Origin of the sequence: Flavobacterium sp. Root901 (assembly GCF_001429765.1) — a bacterium.
In the GTDB taxonomy this organism is placed as follows: domain Bacteria; phylum Bacteroidota; class Bacteroidia; order Flavobacteriales; family Flavobacteriaceae; genus Flavobacterium.
This window is the reverse complement of the sequence record NZ_LMJB01000007.1, coordinates 427,354-450,353: the sequence shown is the minus strand read 5'-3', so window position 1 is coordinate 450,353 and position 23,000 is coordinate 427,354. Positions and strand designations below refer to the sequence as shown.

The window sequence follows — 23,000 nt, the reverse complement described above, 5'->3', positions numbered from 1 at the left end:
TGCTTTAGTACAGCTCTCCGTCGTTTTTTTTTGAAGTACAAAATATTTTTTTTAACCCGCAGGTTTTTTATGCCACATTATATAAATTTAGTAGCTTGAAGCTCCTTGCTTGTTAATTGACTGTGAGATTTAGATCAATAAAAATGGTCATTAAATGAAGTGCTGTACATAAAAATTGGATAGCTTCTGGTCAAATTTTTCTTTTAATTCCTTTTCCAGTGAGACTTTTATCTCACTAATATTCTTTATTGAAGCCGCAAATTTTCTGTTGTTTAAAATATGAACAAGCCAGCAACTTTCAAATAAGGTGTAGTCGAAATCAAAAGGGTCAAGAAGCCATTCTTCAAACTTATTTAATCTTTGGAATTTATTTTTCTGTTCTATTGTAAGTTGAATGTCAATTGAATGGATCAGCCAAATGAAGTTTAAAAACGTGAAATTGTGCACTGTGCTTTCTCCGTCCTTAAATTCTATGCTTCCGCCATACTTACAAATTTCATCCAAAAATTTTTCAAAATAGTTTTTATAAGTGTATTGATATATTTCAAAATTTAGAAGTTCCCAGTAAAATCGATCATTAAAATACGTATCAAGATATTGATCTGTCACATCTAAAAGCTGCCTTTGAAGTTCCGCACTGCAGATTTTAGAAAGATGCACATAGTCCTGAATTTTAGGTCTTCCATAAGATAACGCAGAGCAGTTTGATACGGCTTTTTTTATTAATGCCTCGTCTTCAATTTTAAACTCTGGGTAATAAAATCGTATTGACCTGCTGCAGCTGCTGACAAGGCGTTCATATTTATGGCTCTGAGAATCGTCATTGTATACTGCAGTTTTAAGTATGGCAACCAAGTTATCCAATTCAAAGAAATCTCCCTTCTTTTCCAAGAAACGGCTAAGAGCATCCAGATTGCTGTGGTACAGGATATTTTCTGTTTTTAAAAAAGATAGTATCGGGGTTTGAATAACCTTAAAATCTTCTTTTTTAATATTGCTTTTCAAAAGCATAATAAAAATATTGCTGAAAATCCTGCTTAGATTGTTCCTCAAGTCATAGCTTATGGAAGATTCCGCTAATAGGGTATTTGGAAGCAGACCTGAAAAAGAAGCATTTCCTTTATAAAAAGAAGTAAAGAAATTGGAGAATAAATCAATCAAATTCTTTATGCTGTCCCGTTCAATATTTAGAATCGCCACATCCTTCAAAATTTCTTTCAGATCTTCAATCCCCAGATGAATTACAGCATCACGAATAAAAAAACCATGAAATTCCTGCATTCCAACTTCTTTGGTCTTGTAGCTTTCAATAAGGCCCGCAAAAAGCTCTTTTGAAATATTTCTATAGTCTGTGAAAATATTCTGAATGATAAAATTTTTGTTTACATGTTCATGCAGGAGAAGATAACTTTTTTTTAGCCTGGCAACTATGTCGGTTCCTCCGTATTGTCCTCCACCCCTATCATACAGGCTTTTTAACTTTTGTATTTCCGCACTGTTTTTCCTGATCTGTTCCCTTACCTTGTTTAATAATTTCTCTTCTTTTATCTGGATCAGGTATTTTTTTACATCGTTATCAATTTCGTATTCAAGTTCATTGAAGATAACATCATCAAGATCTATAAAACGAATGTTTTCAATGATATTCTCATTATCTTCGCCCTCATAGTTGCTTCGGATCAGATTATGAAGATATTTCATGTTAAGCCTGGTTAGAAAATATTCGACAGCTTTATCTTCTTTTCCTTTGAGATTTTCCAGATGCTTGTATATTTGAAAGGATGTTTTGTAATCATTCGTAGCTGTCATGTAATTGCCATAGGCATATTCAGAATCGAAAAAATCAACACTGCCGTTGTTTGATTTTAGTTTAGTCAGCAGTTTTGCGAATTCAAAATTTCTGAAATTGCAATTCAGGCAATCGCAGGTGTCTCCCGCGTTTATAGATATATTAAGATTGATTTTTTGATCCTCTGGCGCATTAAAGAAATGCTGGATAGGATAATCAAGTGCTTCTTGAAGTGTTTTATAGTCTTTGACCGCTGTTATGGTGGAGATCATGCATTTATTTAAAAACCTGAAAATCTTTCTAAGTTTTACTAACGGCTCCGAAATTTTTTCTTTAGAAAGTTCTCGCTCTAAAACTTTACTGAGTTTGATTTCGTTATTTTCAATTGAAATCTCTTCTAAGAGGCTGTAAATGGCATTGTTCAGAGTAAATAAGGAATTGTATTCATAATGCCAAACCTGTGTATTGAGGATATTAAAAGGAGAAAGGGATGCAATATAATTAGGATCTACAAAAACCAGTCCGTCAAACTTTGATACACAGTGGTACATCTGATCTAAAATATGCATATTTTTTTCTTTTTTTGTTATTGGTTTAAACGATACAGAATGTAGCTTATCGGTTTGCGAGTCTTTATTAAAAGAGATAAAACGATCCTTATGAAAAAGAAGTATGAATTCTTTCAACACAGATTCATCTGCTAAGTCTTCCAGATTATAGTTCTGATATATTTCCGGACTGTTTCGATTATAGAATCGGATTTCCTTAAAATTTGAAACGATAACCCATCTGCATTTCTCTCCTATGTTTTCTCCGTATTCGAATGCCTGCTCAATTGCGCTTATCTTTATTTTTCTATTCTGTTTTTTTTCCAAGTCTGTTTTGGCATCCTTAATTTCTATAACTGCACGGACATCATCACTGCTCTTGTTAATTCCGAAATACCCCAGTGCTGCATCTGATTTTTTGCCGCTGCTAACCATTTTGGCTTCTTCCTTCAAAAACCAGTTTTTAGAATGATCAAACTTGAAATCAAGCACCCTGCCGAAAATGTCAATTACAAATCTTGATTTCACTTCCTCCTCTTTAAGGCTGTCTAATTTTCCAGAATTTAGTTCCTTGATCCAACGCGCAATGATTTCTCTTTTTGCACGGATGTTAGGGAAATTATTAAGCAGAAACCCAGAATTATAATGCTCTATAAATTCTTTTGAAAAAATAGGTGTGGGAGATATATTCATAAAGAAAAGTTTAATTTCAAATCTAAGAATTATAAGCATAATAATTTAAAAAGATAATTTCAGATTTTTTGAATCCACTCCCTTGCATTATTTTTTTAATTCTTTTCTGCTGCTATAAGAGGCAAGTAGACTGTTTTTCCTAATAAGGCGGATAAAATAAAAAATTACCTACAAATAATTAAATTTATTTGAAGACTTTTTTCATTACTTTTGCGATATGGCAACAGCAGAACAATTAAAATCTTTATTACAGTCCCATTATAAGAATGATAATGAGAGATTCACTTCTATTGCACTTCAGGTGGCTGCACATGAAGCAAGACAAGGACATATGTCTATCGCAAAGGAAATACAAGATTTAGTTGACCGATCAAAGACCGATGGTTTTAAAGTGATCCGCATCAATCCAGATTTAAGCGATTTAGTTCTGGTGTATTATCCTGAGAACAGATTAAATGAATTGATACTTTCCAGTGATGTTTCCAATAAGCTAGCAAGGATTATCAGGGAGTATAAACAGCGCGATAAAATTCTAAAACACGGTCTGCATAACCGCAGGAAAGTATTGCTTTCAGGTCTTCCAGGAACAGGTAAAACAGCAACTGCTTCTGCTATTTCTGGCGAATTAAAGCTTCCATTGTATGTTGTTATGATGGATAAATTAATGACCAAATACATGGGTGAAACTGCCTCGAAGTTGCGACAGATTTTCGACATGATGGTTTCCAACAGGGGCGTCTATCTTTTTGATGAATTTGATGCAATTGGAGCAGAAAGGGCAAGGGATAATGAAGTTGGGGAAATGCGGAGAGTTTTGAATTCATTTTTGCAGTTCATCGAACAGGATTCATCAGAGAGCATCATTTTTGGTGCTACAAATAATATAAAGATATTAGATTCGGCACTGTTTAGACGTTTTGATGATATTATCAGCTACACCTTACCAAATAAAAATGAGATTGAGGAGCTGATTAAACTAAAACTCCATAAGTTTCTTGGAGATTTTAGCTTAAAATCTATAGTTGCGGCGGCAGAAGGGTTATCTCACGCAGAGATTACTAATGCTTGCAATGATGCTCTGAAAGAGATAATTTTAATGGATAAAAATCTGGTTACTCAAAAATTATTAGTTCAAATGATGAAAGACAGAAAAGTCAATTATAATTTATAATAATAATGAGTGAAGTTTCTAAACCGCATCTTTTTGTGAGTGATGTGCATACAGCTCAAACTTATACAACGCCTCCGAGCGGAGGAAGTGGAGATGAACTTCCCCCAAGACAAAGAAATGCGCATGGCAATTCATTATTACATTCTTTAAGCGATATCTGGCACTCACATGCAGAAGATGTAAGAATCAGAACAGAACAGGGAATACCTGTCAAAGATGGAGAGTACCTTACTTTTAAGAGTGCTGCTAATGACAGCTTAAAAATCGAATCTTTGGACTCCAGCGGAGCTGTATTATTAAACGTATCTATAGAAAAAGAAACGAATCAGCAGACTGCAACTCTCTATATTGCAGAAAACCAAAAAGGGAAGCTTACCAAAAAAGTTGAGGATTATATTGCGTTAGAAAAAAACGGTAAACCCGTTAATCAGCCATTAGTAGATAAAATAGAGGTGGTTACCAGATCTTCAATTGAAAATCTATGGAGCAGCCCTATTGAAACTCTGCCGCGTGAAGCACCGGTATGGTGTGAGTTATGGCTAGCTGTTGAGAGTTTAGATTTAGAGACGTCCGTTCCCGAATTAAAACAGATATGCGAGTTCTTTGGTATAGAGATCCTTGATGAAATTTTAAGTTTTCCCCAGCGATGCATTGTAATTGTAAAAGCCGATTATGCACAGTTATATGAACTAGTTGCGTCATTTGGACTAATTGCTGAGATTCGTAAAACCGAAGAGTTGAATGGTTTCTGGCTTAACCATAATATGACTGAAAATAATGCATGGATACAAGAAGCGTTGCGTTTGACTAATTTTACAAGAACCAATAATTTTATTTCGATAATGGACTCAGGCGTAAACAATGGTCCTCATTTAATTGCGCCTGCACTGAATGATGCAAACAGATTGACTGTTGATCCAAACTGGGGAGTCAATGACAGTTTAGGGCATGGCACAAATATGGCTGGAGTCGCTCTTTACGGAAATTTAAATGCAATTCTTGAGAATAATAGCTCATTATCCATCCATCATCAGCTGGAATCAATAAAAATTTTGCATCCGGACCATCCGAATGAGCGCAATAAATTTCCACTGATCACTCTTGACGCGGTAAATCGTGCGATAGTAAATAATCCTGAGAATAAACGAATATTCTGCATGGCCGTTACAACGGACTTTCAGGTTGAATTCGGCAAGCCTTCAGCATATTCCTCTGTTTTGGACAGAATAATTTTTGGTGAAGATTCGAATGATAAAAAAATATTTCTGGTTAGTGCAGGTAATGTAAGAGAAGAATTTAACTGGAGAAATTACCCTGAAAGCAATCTAAATCTTTCGGTGGAAAGCCCGGCTCAGGCATGGAATGCAATTAGCGTTGGAGGTTATACGGAGAAGACCCTGCCGGATAATGGTACAGTTGCCAAAAAATTTGAACTTTCCCCATACAGCAGAACATCCTGTTCCTGGGATGCAAGCTGGCCAATTAAGCCTGAAGTTGTTTTCGAAGCAGGTAACTTGATACTGCTTGATAATGGAGATGTTGAAGGTCATGACGATCTAGATATCTTGACTGTTACAAGAAGCGATGTTAGAAATTATTTTACGACAATGAACGCCACAAGCGCGGCTACCGCTTTGGCAGCAAACTTTTTGGCTAAAATAAGGGACGTATATCCGGAAGCTTGGGAAGAAACCCTTAGAGCATTAATGATACATTCTTCTTCATGGACTCAGGAAATGATTGATCAATTTAATATTGATGTTAATAAAGTAAGTGACGTTTTAAGACTTCTTAGAACTGTAGGATACGGTGTTCCTAATCTTCAAAAAGCAATAGAGTGTCAGAGTAATTATCTCACCTTCATATCTGAAGAAAAAATAACGCCATATAAGCTCGAAGACGGAAAAGTAAAAACTAATCAGATACACTATTACGAGTTTCCCTGGCCTAAAGAGATTTTAGAGAATTTAGGCGCCACAGATGTAACTTTAAAAGTAACGTTGTCTTATTTTGTTGAACCCAATCCGGGGGATAGAGGTTATACTACAAAGTATGCGTATCAATCAACCGCATTGAAGTTTGCGCTAATAAATCCTGGAGAAGATTTTGATAATTTTAAATTAAGGACTAACAAAGTCAATCAAGATATTTTAAAAGAAAATCTGGGAGTTGATAGATTAGAAGATGGGTTGATTGAAAAAGCTACAGGATCCAGCAGATGGGCTCTTGGGGCAGATACTGTTTTTAAGGGATCTGTACACAGCAATTATTGGAAAGGTTCTGCAGCCGAAATTGCTTCTTGTAACAAATTGGCTGTATTTCCGATGGCCTCTGGGTGGTGGAAAGAACTTAAAAAACAGGAAAAATACAATTCAGAACTGCGTTATTCTTTAATTGTTTCTATTGAAACACCGGAGAACGTGGCTGACATATATACAACTGTAGCTGCACAATTGGCCGTTCAGAACGAAGTTCAAATTATATTAGATCTTAGTTAATGTATACGCGATGCTGAAAACTAAAGTTGAATTTCGGAGAATATGATAGTATCGTTTTGCAATAGTCAATTAAGTACTGATTAATATTATTTACTAATAAGTGCTAAACCGCTGAAAACGTAGTTTTTCAGCGGTTTTTGTTTTTTGAACTTTATTGTTTCTACCTTTTTTTGATCATTTTTATTCATTTTATTTGTATCATATTTGTACCATTACGTTGTAAAGTATTGATTTATAATGATTGTTACTTTTGAATAAGGAAACTAACGCCTTAAATTATAAAATGGTCTATAATATGGACATATTATGTCCATGAAAATTCCAGAAATCAATCCTATCTTTGGTTGTTGTTTGTTTTATTTAAATGAAGATGATTATGGAAGAAAATATTACAAAGGAAGATTTAAGGCAATTTGGACTTCTTCTACAGGATAAGATGCAGCAATTATTTCTGCAATTGAATTGCAGTCAGAATGAATCTGTGGAGCCTCAATGGCTTAAAAGCAAGGCGGTCAGAAAATTACTTGATATTTCTGCTGGATCAGTCCAGAATCTTAGGATATCCCATAAAGTGCGTTTTAGGAAGGTTCTTGGATCGTATTATTATAACAGGGAAGATCTTCAAAAACTTTTTGACGATGAAGAATAATAATCGATTAAAAGAAAAGCAGATTATGTGGTACTTGTCAATTTATATTAATGATCCTGTGCTTAATGTCTGGCATTTGTCAATTTTGACAGCGATACTTGGATTGGGGTATAGGCAAGGGGAGAGAAGGAAGATAAAAGTAAGCCGCAGCAAAATTATGCAGTTGTCGCATGTGAACACTCTGCCTACTTATCACAAGTACTTTAAGCAGCTTCAAGATTTAGGATACATTAAATACACGCCGTCTTACCATCCAGGTTATAAAAGTGAAGTAAAACTATGCAAGAAGAGGTTATCTCAAAATATTTGAGATAACCTCTTTTTTATTTGAATATATCTTGAAATTATAGATCAAGAAGAAATATTGTATTTCTTTTTGATGGCCTCTATTTCTTTTTCCAGTCTTGTGAGAACAGCCAAGTCCGGTTTGGATATTTTGGATTCAGCCTTGTTGAGCTTTTTATTCAGTATAGACATTTCACGTCCAATTGTCGCCTGTTCCGTGATAGCGTACGCTTCAGTCTGTTTGACAGAGGAATGTCCAAGAAGTTCCTTTACAACATTAATTGGGACATTGTTATTAAGAGTCACCGTACTTCCGAAAGTCCGGCGGGCCATATGAGTGTTTAGAGTAAAAGGAAAACCGCATAAGTTTGCAACTTCTTTCAGATACTCGTTCATTTTCTGATTGGAAGAAACCGGCAGTACGGTGCCACGTTGAACACAGAGGGGGTGGTCTTTATACTTTTCAATTATTTTTAGTGCCTGAGGAAGCAGAGGTACATTAAATGAAGAATTGGTTTTTTGTCTTTCCGACATTATCCATAGGTTGCCGTCAATTCCTTTCTTAATATCAGTTTTCTTTAATTGATACGCATCAATATAAGCCAGTCCTGTATAGCATTGGAATACAAACACATCTCTTACTACATCAAGTCTGTCTGTGCTGAAATAATGTTTCTCCAGTTCATATAATTCCTGCGTTGTAATAGGTTTCTTTACCAGTTTTGTTTTGCGTCCCTTAAAGTTTTTGAACGGATCTTTACTGATAATTTCATTGTCAATGGCTCGGATAACAATTTTCTTGAAGTTGGCAATGTATTTAAGGGTTGTATTATTGCTGCAGTCACGGACTGTTCTCAGATAAAACTCGAAATCCTTTATAAATTCCAGATTTAATTCAGCAAATTCTATATCTGCTGTTTTAAATTTAACCTTGATGAAGGATGTAAGATGGTTTTTGGTAATTGTAAAGCGTTCAAGCGTGCCTTTTGCATATCCTTTTCCAAGCAGCGCTTCCATCTCATCGTTGTGCTTTTGGAATTCTTCAAGCACTTTCACCTTTGGTGCAGTTCTTCCCAGAACCTTATCCATCACTTTTTCGGCTGTGATGGATGTGCCGCCATACATCATTTCCGTTTTGATTTCATTAATTTTAAGGGTCAATGAATCCAAAAAGAAGTTCAGCGATTTCGCATCTTCCTTGCTGCCGACTGCTCTTTCCATTTTCTGATCCCACCGGGTCATATCCCATTTTCTTTTGGTTGATGCCTCCTTTGGAGTCCCGTCTACTGTAATTCTAAAGTAAACGGTTCTAATCTTACTGTCATTGCGGGGGATTTTCAAGAAGAAAACCAACCCAAAACTGCTTTCTAACATAATTCAATGTTTTAGGATTAATAAATGTAGAATTATAGCGTCAAAAAAACAAGTCGTTAACCTCCTTAACCCCTCTGTTTAAAAGGGATTAACCCAAATTCTGTGGCACATTTTGGCGACACCTGAATGTGCCACGATTTTGCCATAGAAATTTTGGGTACTTTTATAAAAATTGAAAATGCCGTAAAATCAAAAAAGCCTGCGAATCTTACGATTTGCAGGCTTTACCACGTTTTTTGCGGGTTTTTGAAAAGATTGAAAAACTTTTGTTTTCGCTTCTTTTACCCTTTTGGTGGGGAGAGCAGGATTCGAACCTGCGAAGTTTTCACAGCAGATTTACAGTCTGCCCTCGTTGGCCGCTTGAGTATCTCCCCAGATCTCAGCTTTGTTGCGCTTTGTTGTTCTAAGCGGTTGCAAATATAGTAACGTTTTTCATGTTTGCAAACAAAAATCGAACTTAATTTTAAGTTATTTTAAAGTTATTTTTTAATTCGTTGGAATTGAATAAAATAAAAAAATCTCCACTAGGGAGATTTTTTTATTTATTTTAAAATGTAGGATTATTTTGCGAGCAGTTCTATAATTTTTGCTTTCAATTCCGGACCTCTTAAGTCCTGAGCAACCACTTTTCCTGATGCGTCAAGAATAAAAGTTGCCGGAATAGATTCAACATTATATTGTTTCGCAATTGGCTCGTCCCAGAATTTAAGATTGGAAACATGTGTCCATGTTAAACCATCTTTTTCGATAGCATCTTTCCAGTTTTCAGCATCTTTATCTAAAGAAACTCCAACGATGTTTAATCCTTTTGCATGTAGCTCTTTATAAATAGCTACAACATTTGGGTTTTCTTTTCTGCATGGTCCGCACCATGAAGCCCAAAAATCAACGATAGTTACTTTGCCTAAACTTTCTTTAAGCGAAACTAATTTTCCTTCCGGATTAGGCGCAGAAAAATCTGCTCTTCATTTAGCGCTGCCAACCGGAGGAGCTGATGCACCAACTGCAGGCATTTTTGCTTGTCCTAGTCTTGTTTTGATTTCTTTACCAGGAGTTGTGTTTTTAACAGATTCGTCTAAAGCATTGTATAAACTCTCTGTTTTTTTAATATCGTTGCTTGGATCATTAATCATACTCTGAATAATCAATGCAGAAATATAAGATTTTGGATGTGTTTCAGCGTAAGCTACATATTTCTTTTTAGTGTTAGCTTGAACTTCTGTCTGAATTTGCATGTATTGTTTCATCAAGCCGTTGATAGTTGCCGTATCCTGAGCTTTTTGAGCATCCTGCATTTTTGTTGTATTCTTTTTCTGGAAATCAATTAAGCTTTTTTGAGTTTTTGTTAAATCCTCATTGAATTTTGAATACTCTTCATTATTGTAAGTTCCTGAAACTTTAGATTTATGAATACTGTCTTTGTCTATTTCGATATTGATTTCTCCCGTTTCTAGGATAAAAGGGAATGGCTGGTTTGCACCCTGAATGATTAAGGTATGGAAAGCTGGTTCTGTAACTTTTCCTTTTATTTCAAATTTTCCATTTTCAACTTTTACTGTATCAAGCGGAACTGCCATTCTTGTTGTTGGATCCTGACCTTGAAGAATGATTGTTTTTCCGTTTTCAATTCCTTTTGCAGTACCTGTAATTAGGTATTCTCCGTCTTTAACTTTGCTGCAAGAAATGATAGCTGCAGAAGCTGTAAGTAAAAAAAGTATTTTTTTCATTATAAAAAATTAATTAGTTAATTGATTTGTGCAACAAAAGTATCTAAAATTATAAAACATATAGAATTTTGTAACCTAAAATTTTGTTATAGTTTTTTTATGTCTAATTGTCCTGTAATCAAGGGTTTTGAAGTATTTATTTCATTTAAAACTCTTGTTCTGTTTTTGTTTCTAAGGCTAATATAGGATTTTTTTCATAGTTGGGCATAAAAAAAGCACTCTGTAAGAAGAGTGCTTTTTGAATTATTTTAGAATAGTTTTATTCCTGATTTGTTTTCTTTCTCCATGTAAAAGTGTTTAGAATATGTCTTTTTGCAAATCTTCCCGGAGAATCAGCGTTTACCATTTTTACGTAAGTTGCTTTAGGAACGCTGATGTATTCGTAAACACTTCCGTTAGAGAAATCAATAATCAAACGTCCTTCTACAAATTTATAATCTGTAATAGTACAAGTTGAGATTGTTTCTGTGTATTCTGGTAAATTAAGTTTGATTGTATCAGGATGAATACTTACTAAAAAATGGTAAGCTTCAATAATTGTTTTACTTTTTTCTTCTGCAGCTTTCAAACCAGCTTCATCACCTACAAATTTATCAGGATGAGATTCTTTCATCGCATTACGATAAATTGTTTTTAAATCTTTTAACTCTGCAGTTTTTTCTACATTCAGTAATTTACGGTATTCAACTATTTTTTTCATAAATAAGGTAACTTCTTGTCTATTAGTTCGAAATGAGTGTTTTTACTTCAAAACGACAAATTTTTTGCAAAGGTACACTTTTTTTTAACTTTTCAGTTTTCATCTAAAAAAAATCTGAGCTATGATTACATTATACGTAAGAAAATGACAACTCACTTAATATAATTAATTTTCCGGCTTATGATTAGCCTTGTCAAAATTTTTAGATTTCTTAGGATATTTATTATAGCTGATGTCGCTTGGGTTTTCGATTACAGATTTAATGGTGATCCAGTCTCCAACCTTAAAATTGGCATCTGCAATCTTATAATCTAAAAGATATTCACCACAGAAATAATTGTTGTTTTCATCTTTTTCGATAATTCCGGTGTAAACTCCTTTTTGAGGCATTTTTTCTTGTGAATTCTTAGACATAGTTTTTAATTTAAAATTTAAATGCAAAGTTAATCAATTTAGGTTTGTTTTAGGGAGTTCCCGACAATCTGAGTATATTTGCATATGCAGAAAAATTTTAAGCCGCATCCAAATTCTTTTAAAAATACCTTTTGTGTTTTTAAAGAAGTGCCGGCAAATGAAATTGAAGGTTTAAAAAAACAGTTCGAAAGTAAGGCCGGGAGTTCTTATTATTACACACAAAATGGAATGTATCGCGTATCCAATCATTGGGGAAGACTCGCCAACAGTAAGTGGCGCCTGATTGTGCTTGAGCCTGAAACCGAATCAAAAACAAAGATTGGTTTTGCGGCATGGAATGAATTTTATCCTGATAATGCCGAAGAGAAGCTGTATTATATAGAAGCCGATTTTGATAAAAATCTTGCCAATTATCAGCATAAAAATAATCCGGAATATGATGGGAAAGCTGTTTTAAGAACCAGTTTTGAAACTGCAAAGCGTTTAAAACAAATTAGAAATCTGCAGCAACTGACATCATGGGCAAAATATTTTGATTATGATGATATAGCCGATTTAAGGAAACAGATTATCAACGAATTGATTTTTACGGAAAAAAGTTTAGAAGAAATTAAAAGAGAAATATAATGGGACGCAATAACGAACGAAATATTAAAATTCACAATGACAAATTGCATAAAGCCCAGGCTAAGAAAAAACAAGCTGAGGTTTCACGCAAAGAAAAATTAAAAGAAATTGTGAAGAAATTCAACGAAAATAAAAATCCTGAGGAATAAAATAATGTTTTAGGTTTCAAGTTTGAACCCTAACCTTAAACCTGAAACAAAAAAAACAAAAACAAAAATATATGAATTCAAAATTTGAGACTTTAAAAGCCAGTGTACAGGAAATCATTGATTTGATTGCTGTAAAAAATGATAGAGAAGCCAATAATAAATTACTTGAAGTAAGTGAGGTTTTAGACGAAATGCTGGATTTTGCCGAAGAAGATGAAGAGTTAAGAGAAATCAGCAGATATCAGGTTTTGTTAAATCAGCTTCATGTAAAGATTAATGGAGAGGAAGAAGTAGGTGGCGGCGATGCATAAATGCTTTTGTGATACAGGATTGGAGTTTGAAGACTGCTGTGGATTATATCTTCAAAAAAAACAAAAAGCACCAACGGCTCTGGCTTTAATGCGTTCAAGATATTCTGCTTACGCGACTCATAATGCCAATTATCTTTTAGAAACTACTTATATTTCTGAAAGAAAATATTATTCAAAAGCTGAAATTTTAAATTGGGCACAGGCTAATAAATGGCAGAAATTAGAAATTTTAAGCTTTACAGAAAATACAGTTGAGTTTAAAGCTTATTTTTTAAATTCAAGTAATGAACCAACAATACATTATGAATTTTCGACTTTTAAATTGGAAAATAAAGAATGGTTTTATGTTGACGGAAAGTTTGAATAATTATTATATCTAACACTGTTAGTTCAAGTTTTTGGTTAAATATTTTAACTAAAAATTAATAAACGTTTCGTTTTTCATAATTCTAAAAAAACGTAATTTTAAAATTATGAAAAACGAGTTTAAAAAAGGATTTTATTTCAAGTCATACGAAGCTCCGTTTCAGTCTCCGTTTGAAAAACTTTTTGGTATTTTCAAAGAGCTGATCACTCATACTTCGGGAGATTTTGACGAAGCAATAAGCTGGCTTCGGGAGCTGGATATTGAATATAAACTAACCGACGAAAATTACACAATCGATGATTTTATCGAAGATTTAAAAAAGAAAGGTTATATAAAAGACGAAGTCAAAGAAGACGGAACAAATGGTCTTGGAATTACTGCCAAAACAGAACGTGCGATTCGTCAGCAGGCTTTGGATCAGATTTTTGGAAATCTTAAACGTTCCGGTAACGGAAATCACAAAACAAAACATGCCGGAAATGGTGACGAACATACCGGAGAATTTCGTGAATTTAATTTTGGTGATGGCTTAGAACGTATTTCGTTAACTGAAAGTCTGCGAAATGCCCAGATTAATAATGGTGTCGAAAGTTTCATGCTGACTGAAAATGATTTGATTGTTGAAGAAACACAGTACAAAGCACAAATGAGTACTGTTTTAATGATTGATATAAGCCATAGTATGATTTTGTACGGTGAAGACCGAATCACGCCTGCCAAGAAAGTGGCAATGGCTTTGGCCGAATTGATTACAACCCGTTATCCAAAAGATACGCTGGATATTTTGGTGTTTGGAAATGATGCCTGGACAATTCCTATTAAGGATCTGCCTTATCTGCAAGTTGGACCTTATCATACCAATACAGTGGCCGGACTTCAATTGGCAATGGATATTTTACGTCGAAAACGAAATACCAACAAACAGATTTTTATGATCACCGACGGAAAACCAAGCTGCGTTCGTGAACGTGATGGTTCCTACTACATGAACAGCAATGGTCTCGATGAATATATCGTAGATAAATGTTATACACAGGCACAACAAGCCAGAAAATTGCATATTCCCATTACGACTTTCATGATTGCAAACGATCCGTATTTGCAGCGTTTTGTAAATCATTTTACAGAAGCCAATCAGGGTAAAGCATTTTATACAGGATTAAAAGGTCTTGGTGAAATGATTTTTGAGGATTATGAAACAAATAGGAAGAAGAGAGTTAGATAGTTTTCAGTCTCAGTTTTCAATGTAGAGACGCACTGCAGTGCGTCTAACACAAAGCAAATCAAAACAATAAAATAGATATTTCAATAAAATGGAAATAAACAACATAAAAACATTAGGACAGTTAAAAGCTGCAGGATATAAAAGTATTAGTATTAAGGACGAATTGCGAAATAACCTTCGTGAGAAAATAAAAGCGGGAAAACCAGTTTTTGAAGGTGTTCACGGATTTGAAAATACAGTAATTCCGGAATTGGAACGTGCTATTCTTTCTCGTCATAATATTAATTTGTTAGGGCTTCGCGGACAGGCCAAAACACGTCTGGCGCGTAAAATGGTAGAATTACTGGATGAATATATTCCGTTTGTAACAGGCTCAGAAATCAATGACGATCCTTTTCATCCAATTTCACGTTTTGCAAAAGATTTAATCGGGGAAAAAGGTGATGATACCCCAATTTCATGGCTGCACAGAGGTGAACGTTTCTTTGAAAAACTGGCGACTCCGGATGTTACAGTTGCAGATTTGATAGGGGATGTTGACCCTATAAAAGCTGCAAATTTAAAATTATCCTATGCAGATGATCGTGTAATTCATTTCGGAATGATTCCGAGAGCAAACCGCAGTATTTTTGTGATCAACGAGTTACCAGATTTACAAGCCAGAATTCAGGTTGCATTATTTAATATTTTACAGGAAGGCGATATTCAAATTCGTGGATTTAAATTAAGAATGCCGCTTGATATGCAGTTTATTTTCACAGCAAATCCGGAAGATTATACAAACAGAGGAAGTATCGTAACACCTCTGAAAGATAGAATTGGTTCGCAGATTTTAACGCATTATCCTGAAAGTGTAGAAATTGCCAGAACGATTACAGAACAAGAAGCTAAATTAGATCAAAATCAAAGTGATATCGTTTATGTTCCAAATTTAGCCAGAGACATTTTAGAGCAAATTAGTTTTGAAGCGCGTGAAAGTGAATATATTGATAATAAAAGCGGTGTAAGTGCCAGAATGAGCATTACGGCTTTTGAAAATTTAATAAGTACAGCAGAACGCCGCGCTTTAAAATCGGGAGCAGATAAAACAAATCTTCGTTTATCTGATTTTATAGGTATAATTCCGGCTATTACAGGAAAAGTAGAATTGGTTTACGAAGGAGAGCAGGAGGGAGCTGCTGTTGTGGCTCAGCATTTAATAGGTTCGGCAATTCGAACTTTATTCCCATCGTTTTTCCCTAAAATTGAAAAATTAGAAAAACCGGGAGAAAAAACACCTTATTCAGATTTAATTGAATGGTTTTTTGCAGAAAGCGGCTTCGAATTATTAGATGATGCTTCAGATGCTGAATATCAGGCCGTTTTAGATGAAGTTGCTCCTTTGGATATTCTCTTAAAAAAATACCAGCCGCAATTGGATAAAAATGATCAGTATTTTGTAAAAGAGTTCATTTTGTGGGCTTTGGTAGAATATAAAAAATTAAGTAAAGATCGTTTTGCACAGGGACACCAGTTTAAAGATATGTACGGAAGTTATATCAGTAAATTATAAATGGTTAATTGTTATGATTATTATTTCGTTTAAACCCGGCAGATTTTTAAAATCTGCCGGTTTTTTTATGTTCAGCGATCTTTGTCAAAGTTTTAAACTTTGACAAAGATTTATATGGAATCAGAAATATTTAAAACCTATTTTTACAGCTAAAATTTAATTCTATGTTATTTCTTGTTTTAAGCATTTTGTGCAGTGTAACAGTTGGCGTGATTTTTAAAATAACGCGAAAATACAATGCAGATCCAATTCAAATTATAGCTTTCAATTATATAATGGCAATATTGCTTTGCTATTTCACTTTTAGCCCGGATTTGCATGTTGTACATTCAGATGCGCCATGGAATATTTATACTGCAGTTGGTATTTTACTGCCTGTTGTTTTTCTTTTTTTGTTTGCCTCCATAAAACATATGGGAATCGTAAAAACAGATGCCGCGCAGCGACTTTCTCTCTTTATTCCAATAATTGCGGCCTGGCTGATTTTTAAGGAAGAATTCAATTCATATAAAGTTATCGGATTAATTATAGGATTTGCCGCGCTTTTATTCATCTTAAAAAAGCAATCGGGAAACGAGAAAAACAACTGGATTTATCCGGCAGCTGTATTTTTAGGTTTTGGAATTATTGATATTCTCTTTAAACAAATTGCGCTTTTTACAGCTTTGCCTTATACAACCTCATTATTTATAGTTTTCGATATTTCACTGGCGGTTTCTTTACTGGTAGTTGTTTATCATGTGGTAATAAAAAAAGTAAAACTGAATTCCATAAATATTCTTTTTGGAAGCTTAGTGGGGATTTTCAACTTCGGAAATATATTATTTTACCTAAAAGCACATAAAGCTTTCGCTGAAAATCCATCTACTGTTTTTGCCGGAATGAACATGGGTGTGATTGTTTTAGGAAGTCTTATTGGTTTGCTTTTTTTCAAAGAAAAATTATCCAAAATCAATGTTTTAGGGCTCGTTTTAGCTTTAATTGCCATTGTTTTTATCGTGAAATCTCAATTTTGATGTTTTTTTAAATCTCTTAATTCATTAATTTACAAGGGTTTTTAATATTAAATTTATATTTCTGAAAATAAACTCTACTAATTCTATAGAATTTATAAATAATATTTTATAGATTTGCAATAACAATGAAAAACTATAGTCTAAATATCATCCCGTTTATGTGCAGTCTGACGATGTGCTGCATTTCAAACAATGCGATGAAATGGCGTTAATAGAGAAAGTACTTGTTAGTTATTTTTTTTTTAGCCTTTCATGCACCATGAAAGGCTTTTTTTAGGAACTATTTAAAAATAAATAAAAATGAGATCGAATAGAAACACACATAGCATGATGCATTGCTGCCAGATGAAAATTCCGTGTTGCATGTGCTGCTGCTGATTTTTATTCAGAAATACATTTCATTAAGTCCAAATCGATAAACCAAAAAAATAAAAAGTAAATACTATGAGTGCAGAAATTATAAAACAGAATCCTTTTCAATCGATGATTGACAGGTTTAATATAGCAGCCGATATTCTGAAATTAGATGAATCTATCAGGCAAAAGCTGCAGCGTCCTGAAAAACAAATTGTGGTCAATTTTTCTATAACATTAGATAACGGAACCGAGCAAAATTTTGAAGGATATCGCGTAATTCACAACACGGCTTTAGGTCCCTCAAAAGGCGGAATTCGTTACGACAATGCTGTTAATCTTGATGAAGTAAAAGCATTGGCAGCCTGGATGACCTGGAAATCTGCCGTAACAGGAATTCCTTTTGGAGGAGCAAAAGGCGGCATTATTTGTGACCCGAAAAAACTTTCCAAAACAGAATTAGAAAAAATTACCAGAGCTTACACAAAAGCACTGGCTGATATTTTTGGTCCTGAAAAAGATGTTCCGGCACCGGATATGGGAACAGGCCCTGATGAAATGGGCTGGCTGATGGATGAGTTTTCATTGGTTCACGGCAAAACAATTCATGCTGTTGTAACCGGAAAACACCTGCATTCAGGAGGTTCATTGGGCAGAGTAGAAGCAACAGGAAGAGGAGTGAGCATTATTACTCTGCTTGCACTTGAAAAGTTAAAAATCAGAGCGGCAAGATCTACAGCTGCCATTCAGGGATTTGGAAATGTTGGCTTGCATTCGGCCTTGTTTTTATATGAAAAAGGAGTTAAGATAGTTGCCGTAAGTGATGTTTCTGAAGCATTTTATAATCCGGACGGAATTAATATTCCGGAGTTGATTTTATATTACAATCTGAATAACAAAAACATTAAAGGTTATCCAAATTCTGTTGCCATCAAACATGAAGATTTATTGCTTTTGGATGTTGATGTTTTAATTCCGGCTGCAAAAGAAGATGTTATTACGCAGAAAAATGCAAAAGACATTCGCGCTAAAATAATTATTGAAGCTGCAAATGGCCCGGTATCTTCAGATGCTGATAAAATTCTGCATGACAATAATGTTTTAGTTGTCCCGGATATTCTGGCAAATGCAGGAGGTGTGACAGTTTCTTATTTTGAATGGCTTCAAAATTCATTATTGGAATCCTGGAGAATTCATCAAATTAACAAACGTTTAGAAGACATATTAGAAAAAGGTTTTGAAACGGTATTTAGAACTGCTGCCAAATACAATGTAACGCCGCGAATTGCTGCTTATATTATCGCTTTGAAAAAAGTGGCTGATACACAATCTGTTAAAGAAGTGACTTTAGAAGCTGATAATTATAAACAAAACTAGATTAATAAAAATTCAGACTATTTTCATCGGTTAATATTAATGTATTTCTATTTGATATTGGATTGATGAAAATGTCTTTTTTAGTTTAATTGATTGTCATTTAGTTTTTTAAATCGAAAAGTAATTTTTAAAAATGAAAAATATTAATTTTCTTGCCTTTGCAATGCCCGCTTTTTTTATTTTTTTATTTCTGGAATATAAGCTGGCACAACGAAAAAAGAGACCTGAAATTTTTAATTATGAAAGTTCTGTTTCTAATATAAGTATTGGAATTGCAGAACGATTGATTAATTTGTTTGTTGCTGCAAGCTTTTATCAATTGTATTATTTGATTTATGATAATTACAGGATTTTCAATATTCCGAGTAATTTTTTAGTCTGGATTGCCTTGATTCTCGCCACAGATTTTGTATGGTACTGGTACCACAGATTAGGACATGAAGTCAATTTTTTCTGGGCAGCACATATTGTGCATCATCATAGTGAAGAATTTAATTTTACGGCCGCAGCCAGAATTACAACTTTTCAGGCCATAATAAGGACTGGATTTTGGTGTGTACTTCCTCTCGCCGGGTTTCATCCTACAATGGTTATCACAATGCTGGTTGTTCATGGTGCTTATTCTTTCTTTACTCATACACAGCTCGTTGGAAAAATAAAATGGCTGGAATATGTTTTTGTAACACCTTCAGTGCATGGTGTTCATCACGCATCTGACGAAAAATACCTCGATAAAAATTACGGCGATATGTTTACATTTTGGGATCGTCTTTTTGGAACTTTCCAGGAAGAGGAAGAAAAACCCAAATACGGATTGACACATCCTTTAAAAAGCTACAGTTTTCTTTGGCAGCATTTTCATTATTATTTTGAAATATACGAATTGTGGAGACGCTCAAAAGGTTTTAAAGCAAGATGGAAAGCCGTTTTTGGAAGTCCTGCAAATATGGATCAGGATATCCGGCCTACATTAGAAAAACGTTTTCTTCAGGACAAATGCAATCCGCATCAAAGACTTCGCTTTCGAAACTATCTTTATATACAATTGGGAATTTGTACCTTATTATTAACTGTTTTTACGTATTATTTTGATATTCTGGAAACTTACGATAAAGTCTTTGTTTTATCAGTTATTATAATCACTTTAATAAATTGCGGCGCAATACTAGAGCAGCGAAATTGGATTTATTATCTTGAATATACCCGCATTTTTATGATTACCACTTATTTTCTTTACGAAAGAGACTTAGCCATATTTTTCTTTGTTCCGCTTGCGGTTATGATTTTTGCAGAACAATTATTTTCGTTGAGCAGATATTATCAAAATATGATTTTACAATTGGAGTCTGCAGAATAAAAAGACAATATTTAATAGTGATTTAACGCCTGTTTGTCATTTCGACGAGGGAGAAATCTCCGCAACAAACTCTACAAAGATTAGATTCTCGTTGCAGAGCTACTTACGGAGATTTCTCCTTCGTCGAAATGACAAGATTGTGCAAAATATAAAAAAACTTAGAACCTTAGCATCTTAGAACCTTAGCACCTTAGCACCTTAGCACCTTAGCACCTTATATAGTTTTAATCGCCATAATTTTCTCTTCAAAAGTATCTTTAAAGTCTGATTTACTTTTAATTCTGGTTTTGTAGGTGTAAATGGTAGCTACAGAAAGTTCCAGAAATTCAGCCATTTGGCTGCTGTCCTGAATTCCCAGTCGGTAAAGGGCAAAAATGCGTAATTCTGTATTTAAAAGTTCCCCTTTTTTTACAATACATTTATGATCGTTTGGAAATAAATTATTAAAATCCGTCACAAAAGTGGGAAACAATTTCAGGAAGATTTCATCAAACTGGTGAAAAAGATTTTCCCTTTCTTCCTTTACATTGTAGCGTTTGAGGCTCGCAATAACTTCATCTGTTTTTTTAGTAATGATTTTATGAAGCGTACTTTTCTGAATATGGTCAATCTTATTAATGAAAGCCGAAGTCGCTTTAATAAAATACGTAATATATTCCTCTTTAATAGCATTTGCTTCGCTCAGGCTAATATTCATTTCCTGAAGCTGCGCATACGACGACGCCATTATTTTTCTCGCTTTGTTTTTCTCTTTTAATTGCTTGAAAATAATAATCGAAAACAAAATAATAATAAGCGTTAAAATGGTCAGCAAAATAATAATCCTTTCCAGTTTATCATTTTTATCTTTTACGTTATTTAACTGCGCTTTTTCGATAATAGGCAATATAGACGAAATTTCAATTTTGCGATGTCTGGCGTTGTAAAAAGTGGCGTCGTCCATTGCGATATTAATATATTCGTTTGCTTTGTCCAGATATCCCATTTTAAAGAGTTCATTGGCCAGATTTCGAAGGGCAACAGTTTCTTTCGTTGCGTTTTTAACATCGGCTATAGCGGCGAGTGCGAGATATTGAATCGCTTTTTTTGTATAACCTCTTTCAGAATAAATATAACCAAGACTTGAGGTTGCAATTCCGTAATAATCAGGAGGTAAATTGTAATTGTTGATCCAGTAGCTAAAAGCAAATTCGGCACCGCGCCAGTCTTGCTGTTTTAGACGTTTTAAGCTTTCGGCAGCCCAATATTCATTGGTATTGGTTCCAATTAATTCTAAAGCCTTTTTTAGAAAATGATTTCCCTGCTGCACATAATGAATATTAAAACGCTGGTCACGGTTATAATCGGCAAGATCATAATACGCTCGGGCTTTTATATTATAATATTCAAATTTGTTTTTTTGATCCAGTTTTTGATCGTCAATTACATTCAAAGTATCAATTGCTTCCTTAAAAAGTCCTGAAGAAAGTAAAACGAAACCTTCTTTGATTCGGCTTTTGGCTAAATATTTTGGATCTTTTAAAACTTTGGCCTTGATTTTTGATTCTTCTAAATAATAATAAGCCGAGTCGTATTTGAATGATTTATATTCCTCAAATAATGCCATATAAGTATTGTACAGCTCTTCATTATTCTGGCTGACCGTATATTTTGAAACGTTTCTTTTTAAAGCTTCAATTTTGCGATATTTCTGTTTTAAGTAAACTTCTTTTTTTAGCAGTACATTATCTAATTCTTCAAGAATTGGATTTGTCTCTTTCGCAGTTAGAGAAAAACCCGCAATGAAAAAATATAGAACAAATATTTTTTGCATGGTTGTAATGTGGTTTTAGGGTAAGATAATTATGGTTTTGAGTTAATTCGTTTAAAGCAAAATTACTTAAAAATGATGATTAGCGGTTTTTAAGAATATTGAGAGCAGATTTTTACGGTTTCATCTATAATCCTGCTGTGTAAGTCTTTAAGCAGTCTTAAAATGTTAAAAGTACTCTATTAATTTGCAATTATACAATAAAAAGCAATTATATATATATATAGTGAAAAAATAATCACATAAAATTTTCATATTGTCATATTTACCATTATTAATAGCGTATTTTGATCTAAACAAGACCTTGATTTTTATCTTTTTTATTAAAATTTAATGAATTGATAATCAATTATTTAATTACGAAAACGTTTGAATTATATCTTGATTTTTAGCAGATATTTTTTTTTAGATTTATTTAACATCTAGTTTCGTACTGTCCTTTTTAGAGGATGAAAAACTAACAAAAACCAAAAATTTATGAGAAGTAAAAGTTATTATTGGTTAGCTCTATTGATGTGTTTTTTCGCGATTAGCTGCGACAATACAGAAGACGGAAGCTACGTTGATCCGATTACGATTTATGAAAAAGTAAATGGAAATTGGGGATTAACAAATCTGAAAATGGTTGACGAATTTGCAAAAGCAAATAAGATCGAACCAAGCGAAGAAAACCTGAGTACTTTTTTTAACTACGAAGATTTTAAAATCAATTTCAGCGTAGACGAAAAAAACAGACCTACAAGTTATGAAGTGACAGGCAATGTTCCTCCTTTATTTGCTCCAAAAGGCTACTGGGAATTAAGCTCAGATTTTCAACAGACAAATGCCAGCGCAGTAAGAATCTACCTGTACAGCGACGCTGCAAAAACTCAAAAAACAGACGAACTTAGAGTAACATCAGTTCCGGGAAGTAATGACGAAATGGAATTTCAGTTAGTGCATTCTTCAGGAGGAACTCCATTTGTGACTTATGTATTCAAATTAAATGCTATTAATTAAAAAGTAAT

At 33.9% G+C, this 23,000-nt stretch carries 19 protein-coding genes, 1 tRNA gene and 1 pseudogene; 13 read left to right on the top strand and 8 right to left on the bottom strand.

The genetic code is table 11. The features are described 5' to 3' along the window. Positions 1-150 precede the first annotated feature (150 nt). Positions 151-3,030 carry a hypothetical protein gene (locus ASE21_RS15170; RefSeq protein WP_057123530.1) on the bottom strand — a complete coding sequence of 960 codons (2,880 nt, stop codon included), beginning with the start codon at positions 3,028-3,030 and terminating at the stop codon, positions 151-153. Between the two features lie 217 nt (positions 3,031-3,247). On the opposite strand from ASE21_RS15170, the gene ASE21_RS15165 reads away from it, so the two are divergent. From ASE21_RS15165 to ASE21_RS15155, 3 genes are all read left to right on the top strand, one after another. Beyond that, positions 3,248-4,201 (top strand): AAA family ATPase, encoded by a 954-nt coding sequence (locus tag ASE21_RS15165; protein WP_057123529.1) that lies wholly within the window; start codon positions 3,248-3,250, stop codon positions 4,199-4,201. A 5-nt stretch (positions 4,202-4,206) separates the two neighbouring features. Next, complete coding sequence (locus ASE21_RS15160; RefSeq protein WP_057123528.1) at positions 4,207-6,699, top strand: S8 family peptidase; 2,493 nt, start codon at positions 4,207-4,209, stop codon at positions 6,697-6,699. 376 nt (positions 6,700-7,075) lie between these two features. After that, complete coding sequence (locus ASE21_RS15155; RefSeq protein ID WP_057123598.1) at positions 7,076-7,348, top strand: helix-turn-helix domain-containing protein; 273 nt, start codon at positions 7,076-7,078, stop codon at positions 7,346-7,348. A gap of 351 nt (positions 7,349-7,699) precedes the next feature. Here the strand turns inward: ASE21_RS15155 and ASE21_RS15145 are convergent, their stop codons facing one another. From ASE21_RS15145 to ASE21_RS15125, 6 genes and pseudogenes are all read right to left on the bottom strand, one after another. Next, positions 7,700-9,007 carry a site-specific integrase gene (locus ASE21_RS15145; protein WP_057123526.1) on the bottom strand — a complete coding sequence of 436 codons (1,308 nt, stop codon included), beginning with the start codon at positions 9,005-9,007 and terminating at the stop codon, positions 7,700-7,702. A gap of 290 nt (positions 9,008-9,297) precedes the next feature. Further along, a tRNA-Tyr gene (locus ASE21_RS15140) sits at positions 9,298-9,381 on the bottom strand. 186 nt (positions 9,382-9,567) lie between these two features. Next, positions 9,568-9,954, bottom strand: a pseudogene (locus ASE21_RS22470) (peroxiredoxin family protein); the annotation flags it as partial. Between the two features lie 18 nt (positions 9,955-9,972). Further along, positions 9,973-10,734, bottom strand: coding sequence for a DUF4369 domain-containing protein (locus ASE21_RS15135; protein WP_057123525.1), 762 nt, complete (start codon positions 10,732-10,734; stop codon positions 9,973-9,975). A 259-nt stretch (positions 10,735-10,993) separates the two neighbouring features. Then, positions 10,994-11,434 (bottom strand): KTSC domain-containing protein, encoded by a 441-nt coding sequence (locus ASE21_RS15130; protein WP_057123524.1) that lies wholly within the window; start codon positions 11,432-11,434, stop codon positions 10,994-10,996. 165 nt (positions 11,435-11,599) lie between these two features. Continuing rightward, entirely contained in the window at positions 11,600-11,848 is a 249-nt protein-coding gene (locus tag ASE21_RS15125) for a hypothetical protein (RefSeq protein ID WP_057123523.1), read from the bottom strand. 84 nt (positions 11,849-11,932) lie between these two features. Between ASE21_RS15125 and ASE21_RS15120 the strand changes: the two genes are divergently transcribed. The 9 genes from ASE21_RS15120 (at position 11,933) to ASE21_RS15085 (ending at position 20,183) form a co-directional block, all read left to right on the top strand. Then, a complete protein-coding gene (locus tag ASE21_RS15120; protein ID WP_057123522.1) occupies positions 11,933-12,475 on the top strand; it encodes a hypothetical protein in 543 nt (180 codons plus the stop codon). Next, positions 12,475-12,624, top strand: a complete 150-nt coding sequence (locus tag ASE21_RS22045; protein WP_165871962.1) for a hypothetical protein — start codon at positions 12,475-12,477, stop codon at positions 12,622-12,624. The genes ASE21_RS15120 and ASE21_RS22045 overlap by 1 nt, the downstream gene beginning before the upstream one ends. Before the next feature lie 71 nt (positions 12,625-12,695). Beyond that, positions 12,696-12,935, top strand: a complete 240-nt coding sequence (locus tag ASE21_RS15115; RefSeq protein WP_057123521.1) for a hypothetical protein — start codon at positions 12,696-12,698, stop codon at positions 12,933-12,935. Further along, positions 12,928-13,302 (top strand): YchJ family protein, encoded by a 375-nt coding sequence (locus ASE21_RS15110; protein ID WP_057123520.1) that lies wholly within the window; start codon positions 12,928-12,930, stop codon positions 13,300-13,302. The genes ASE21_RS15115 and ASE21_RS15110 overlap by 8 nt, the downstream gene beginning before the upstream one ends. 106 nt (positions 13,303-13,408) lie before the next feature. Further along, entirely contained in the window at positions 13,409-14,527 is a 1,119-nt protein-coding gene (locus ASE21_RS15105) for a vWA domain-containing protein (RefSeq protein WP_057123519.1), read from the top strand. An 88-nt stretch (positions 14,528-14,615) separates the two neighbouring features. Beyond that, complete coding sequence (locus ASE21_RS15100) at positions 14,616-16,079, top strand: AAA family ATPase (RefSeq protein ID WP_057123518.1); 1,464 nt, start codon at positions 14,616-14,618, stop codon at positions 16,077-16,079. A 164-nt stretch (positions 16,080-16,243) separates the two neighbouring features. Continuing rightward, the gene (locus tag ASE21_RS15095) at positions 16,244-17,095 is read left to right on the top strand and encodes a DMT family transporter (protein ID WP_057123517.1); all 852 of its coding nucleotides are present in this window, start codon (positions 16,244-16,246) and stop codon (positions 17,093-17,095) included. A 444-nt stretch (positions 17,096-17,539) separates the two neighbouring features. Continuing rightward, positions 17,540-18,826 (top strand): Glu/Leu/Phe/Val family dehydrogenase, encoded by a 1,287-nt coding sequence (locus ASE21_RS15090; RefSeq protein WP_242410284.1) that lies wholly within the window; start codon positions 17,540-17,542, stop codon positions 18,824-18,826. A 133-nt stretch (positions 18,827-18,959) separates the two neighbouring features. Then, entirely contained in the window at positions 18,960-20,183 is a 1,224-nt protein-coding gene (locus tag ASE21_RS15085; protein WP_057123515.1) for a sterol desaturase family protein, read from the top strand. Positions 20,184-20,397: 214 nt separating this feature from the next. Here the strand turns inward: ASE21_RS15085 and ASE21_RS15080 are convergent, their stop codons facing one another. Further along, positions 20,398-21,996 carry a DUF6377 domain-containing protein gene (locus ASE21_RS15080; RefSeq protein ID WP_057123514.1) on the bottom strand — a complete coding sequence of 533 codons (1,599 nt, stop codon included), beginning with the start codon at positions 21,994-21,996 and terminating at the stop codon, positions 20,398-20,400. 474 nt (positions 21,997-22,470) lie between these two features. On the opposite strand from ASE21_RS15080, the gene ASE21_RS15075 reads away from it, so the two are divergent. Next, positions 22,471-22,992 carry a DUF5004 domain-containing protein gene (locus tag ASE21_RS15075; protein WP_057123513.1) on the top strand — a complete coding sequence of 174 codons (522 nt, stop codon included), beginning with the start codon at positions 22,471-22,473 and terminating at the stop codon, positions 22,990-22,992. Positions 22,993-23,000: the final 8 nt, after the last annotated feature.

Excerpts from the sequence above, each read along its gene's own strand:
- ASE21_RS15125 (WP_057123523.1), bottom strand. The coding sequence starts at position 11,848 with ATGTCTAAGAATTCACAAGAAAAAATGCCTCAAAAAGGAGTTTACACC.
- ASE21_RS15110 (WP_057123520.1), top strand. The coding sequence starts at position 12,928 with ATGCATAAATGCTTTTGTGATACAGGATTGGAGTTTGAAGACTGCTGT.
- ASE21_RS15090 (WP_242410284.1), top strand. The coding sequence starts at position 17,540 with ATGAGTGCAGAAATTATAAAACAGAATCCTTTTCAATCGATGATTGAC.
- ASE21_RS15145 (WP_057123526.1), bottom strand. The coding sequence starts at position 9,007 with ATGTTAGAAAGCAGTTTTGGGTTGGTTTTCTTCTTGAAAATCCCCCGC.
- ASE21_RS15105 (WP_057123519.1), top strand. The coding sequence starts at position 13,409 with ATGAAAAACGAGTTTAAAAAAGGATTTTATTTCAAGTCATACGAAGCT.
- ASE21_RS15135 (WP_057123525.1), bottom strand. The coding sequence starts at position 10,734 with ATGAAAAAAATACTTTTTTTACTTACAGCTTCTGCAGCTATCATTTCT.
- ASE21_RS15160 (WP_057123528.1), top strand. The coding sequence starts at position 4,207 with ATGAGTGAAGTTTCTAAACCGCATCTTTTTGTGAGTGATGTGCATACA.
- ASE21_RS15080 (WP_057123514.1), bottom strand. The coding sequence starts at position 21,996 with ATGCAAAAAATATTTGTTCTATATTTTTTCATTGCGGGTTTTTCTCTA.
- ASE21_RS15120 (WP_057123522.1), top strand. The coding sequence starts at position 11,933 with ATGCAGAAAAATTTTAAGCCGCATCCAAATTCTTTTAAAAATACCTTT.
- ASE21_RS15095 (WP_057123517.1), top strand. The coding sequence starts at position 16,244 with ATGTTATTTCTTGTTTTAAGCATTTTGTGCAGTGTAACAGTTGGCGTG.
- ASE21_RS15115 (WP_057123521.1), top strand. The coding sequence starts at position 12,696 with ATGAATTCAAAATTTGAGACTTTAAAAGCCAGTGTACAGGAAATCATT.
- ASE21_RS15155 (WP_057123598.1), top strand. The coding sequence starts at position 7,076 with ATGGAAGAAAATATTACAAAGGAAGATTTAAGGCAATTTGGACTTCTT.
- ASE21_RS15085 (WP_057123515.1), top strand. The coding sequence starts at position 18,960 with ATGAAAAATATTAATTTTCTTGCCTTTGCAATGCCCGCTTTTTTTATT.
- ASE21_RS15130 (WP_057123524.1), bottom strand. The coding sequence starts at position 11,434 with ATGAAAAAAATAGTTGAATACCGTAAATTACTGAATGTAGAAAAAACT.
- ASE21_RS15170 (WP_057123530.1), bottom strand. The coding sequence starts at position 3,030 with ATGAATATATCTCCCACACCTATTTTTTCAAAAGAATTTATAGAGCAT.
- ASE21_RS22045 (WP_165871962.1), top strand. The coding sequence starts at position 12,475 with ATGGGACGCAATAACGAACGAAATATTAAAATTCACAATGACAAATTG.
- ASE21_RS15075 (WP_057123513.1), top strand. The coding sequence starts at position 22,471 with ATGAGAAGTAAAAGTTATTATTGGTTAGCTCTATTGATGTGTTTTTTC.
- ASE21_RS15165 (WP_057123529.1), top strand. The coding sequence starts at position 3,248 with ATGGCAACAGCAGAACAATTAAAATCTTTATTACAGTCCCATTATAAG.
- ASE21_RS15100 (WP_057123518.1), top strand. The coding sequence starts at position 14,616 with ATGGAAATAAACAACATAAAAACATTAGGACAGTTAAAAGCTGCAGGA.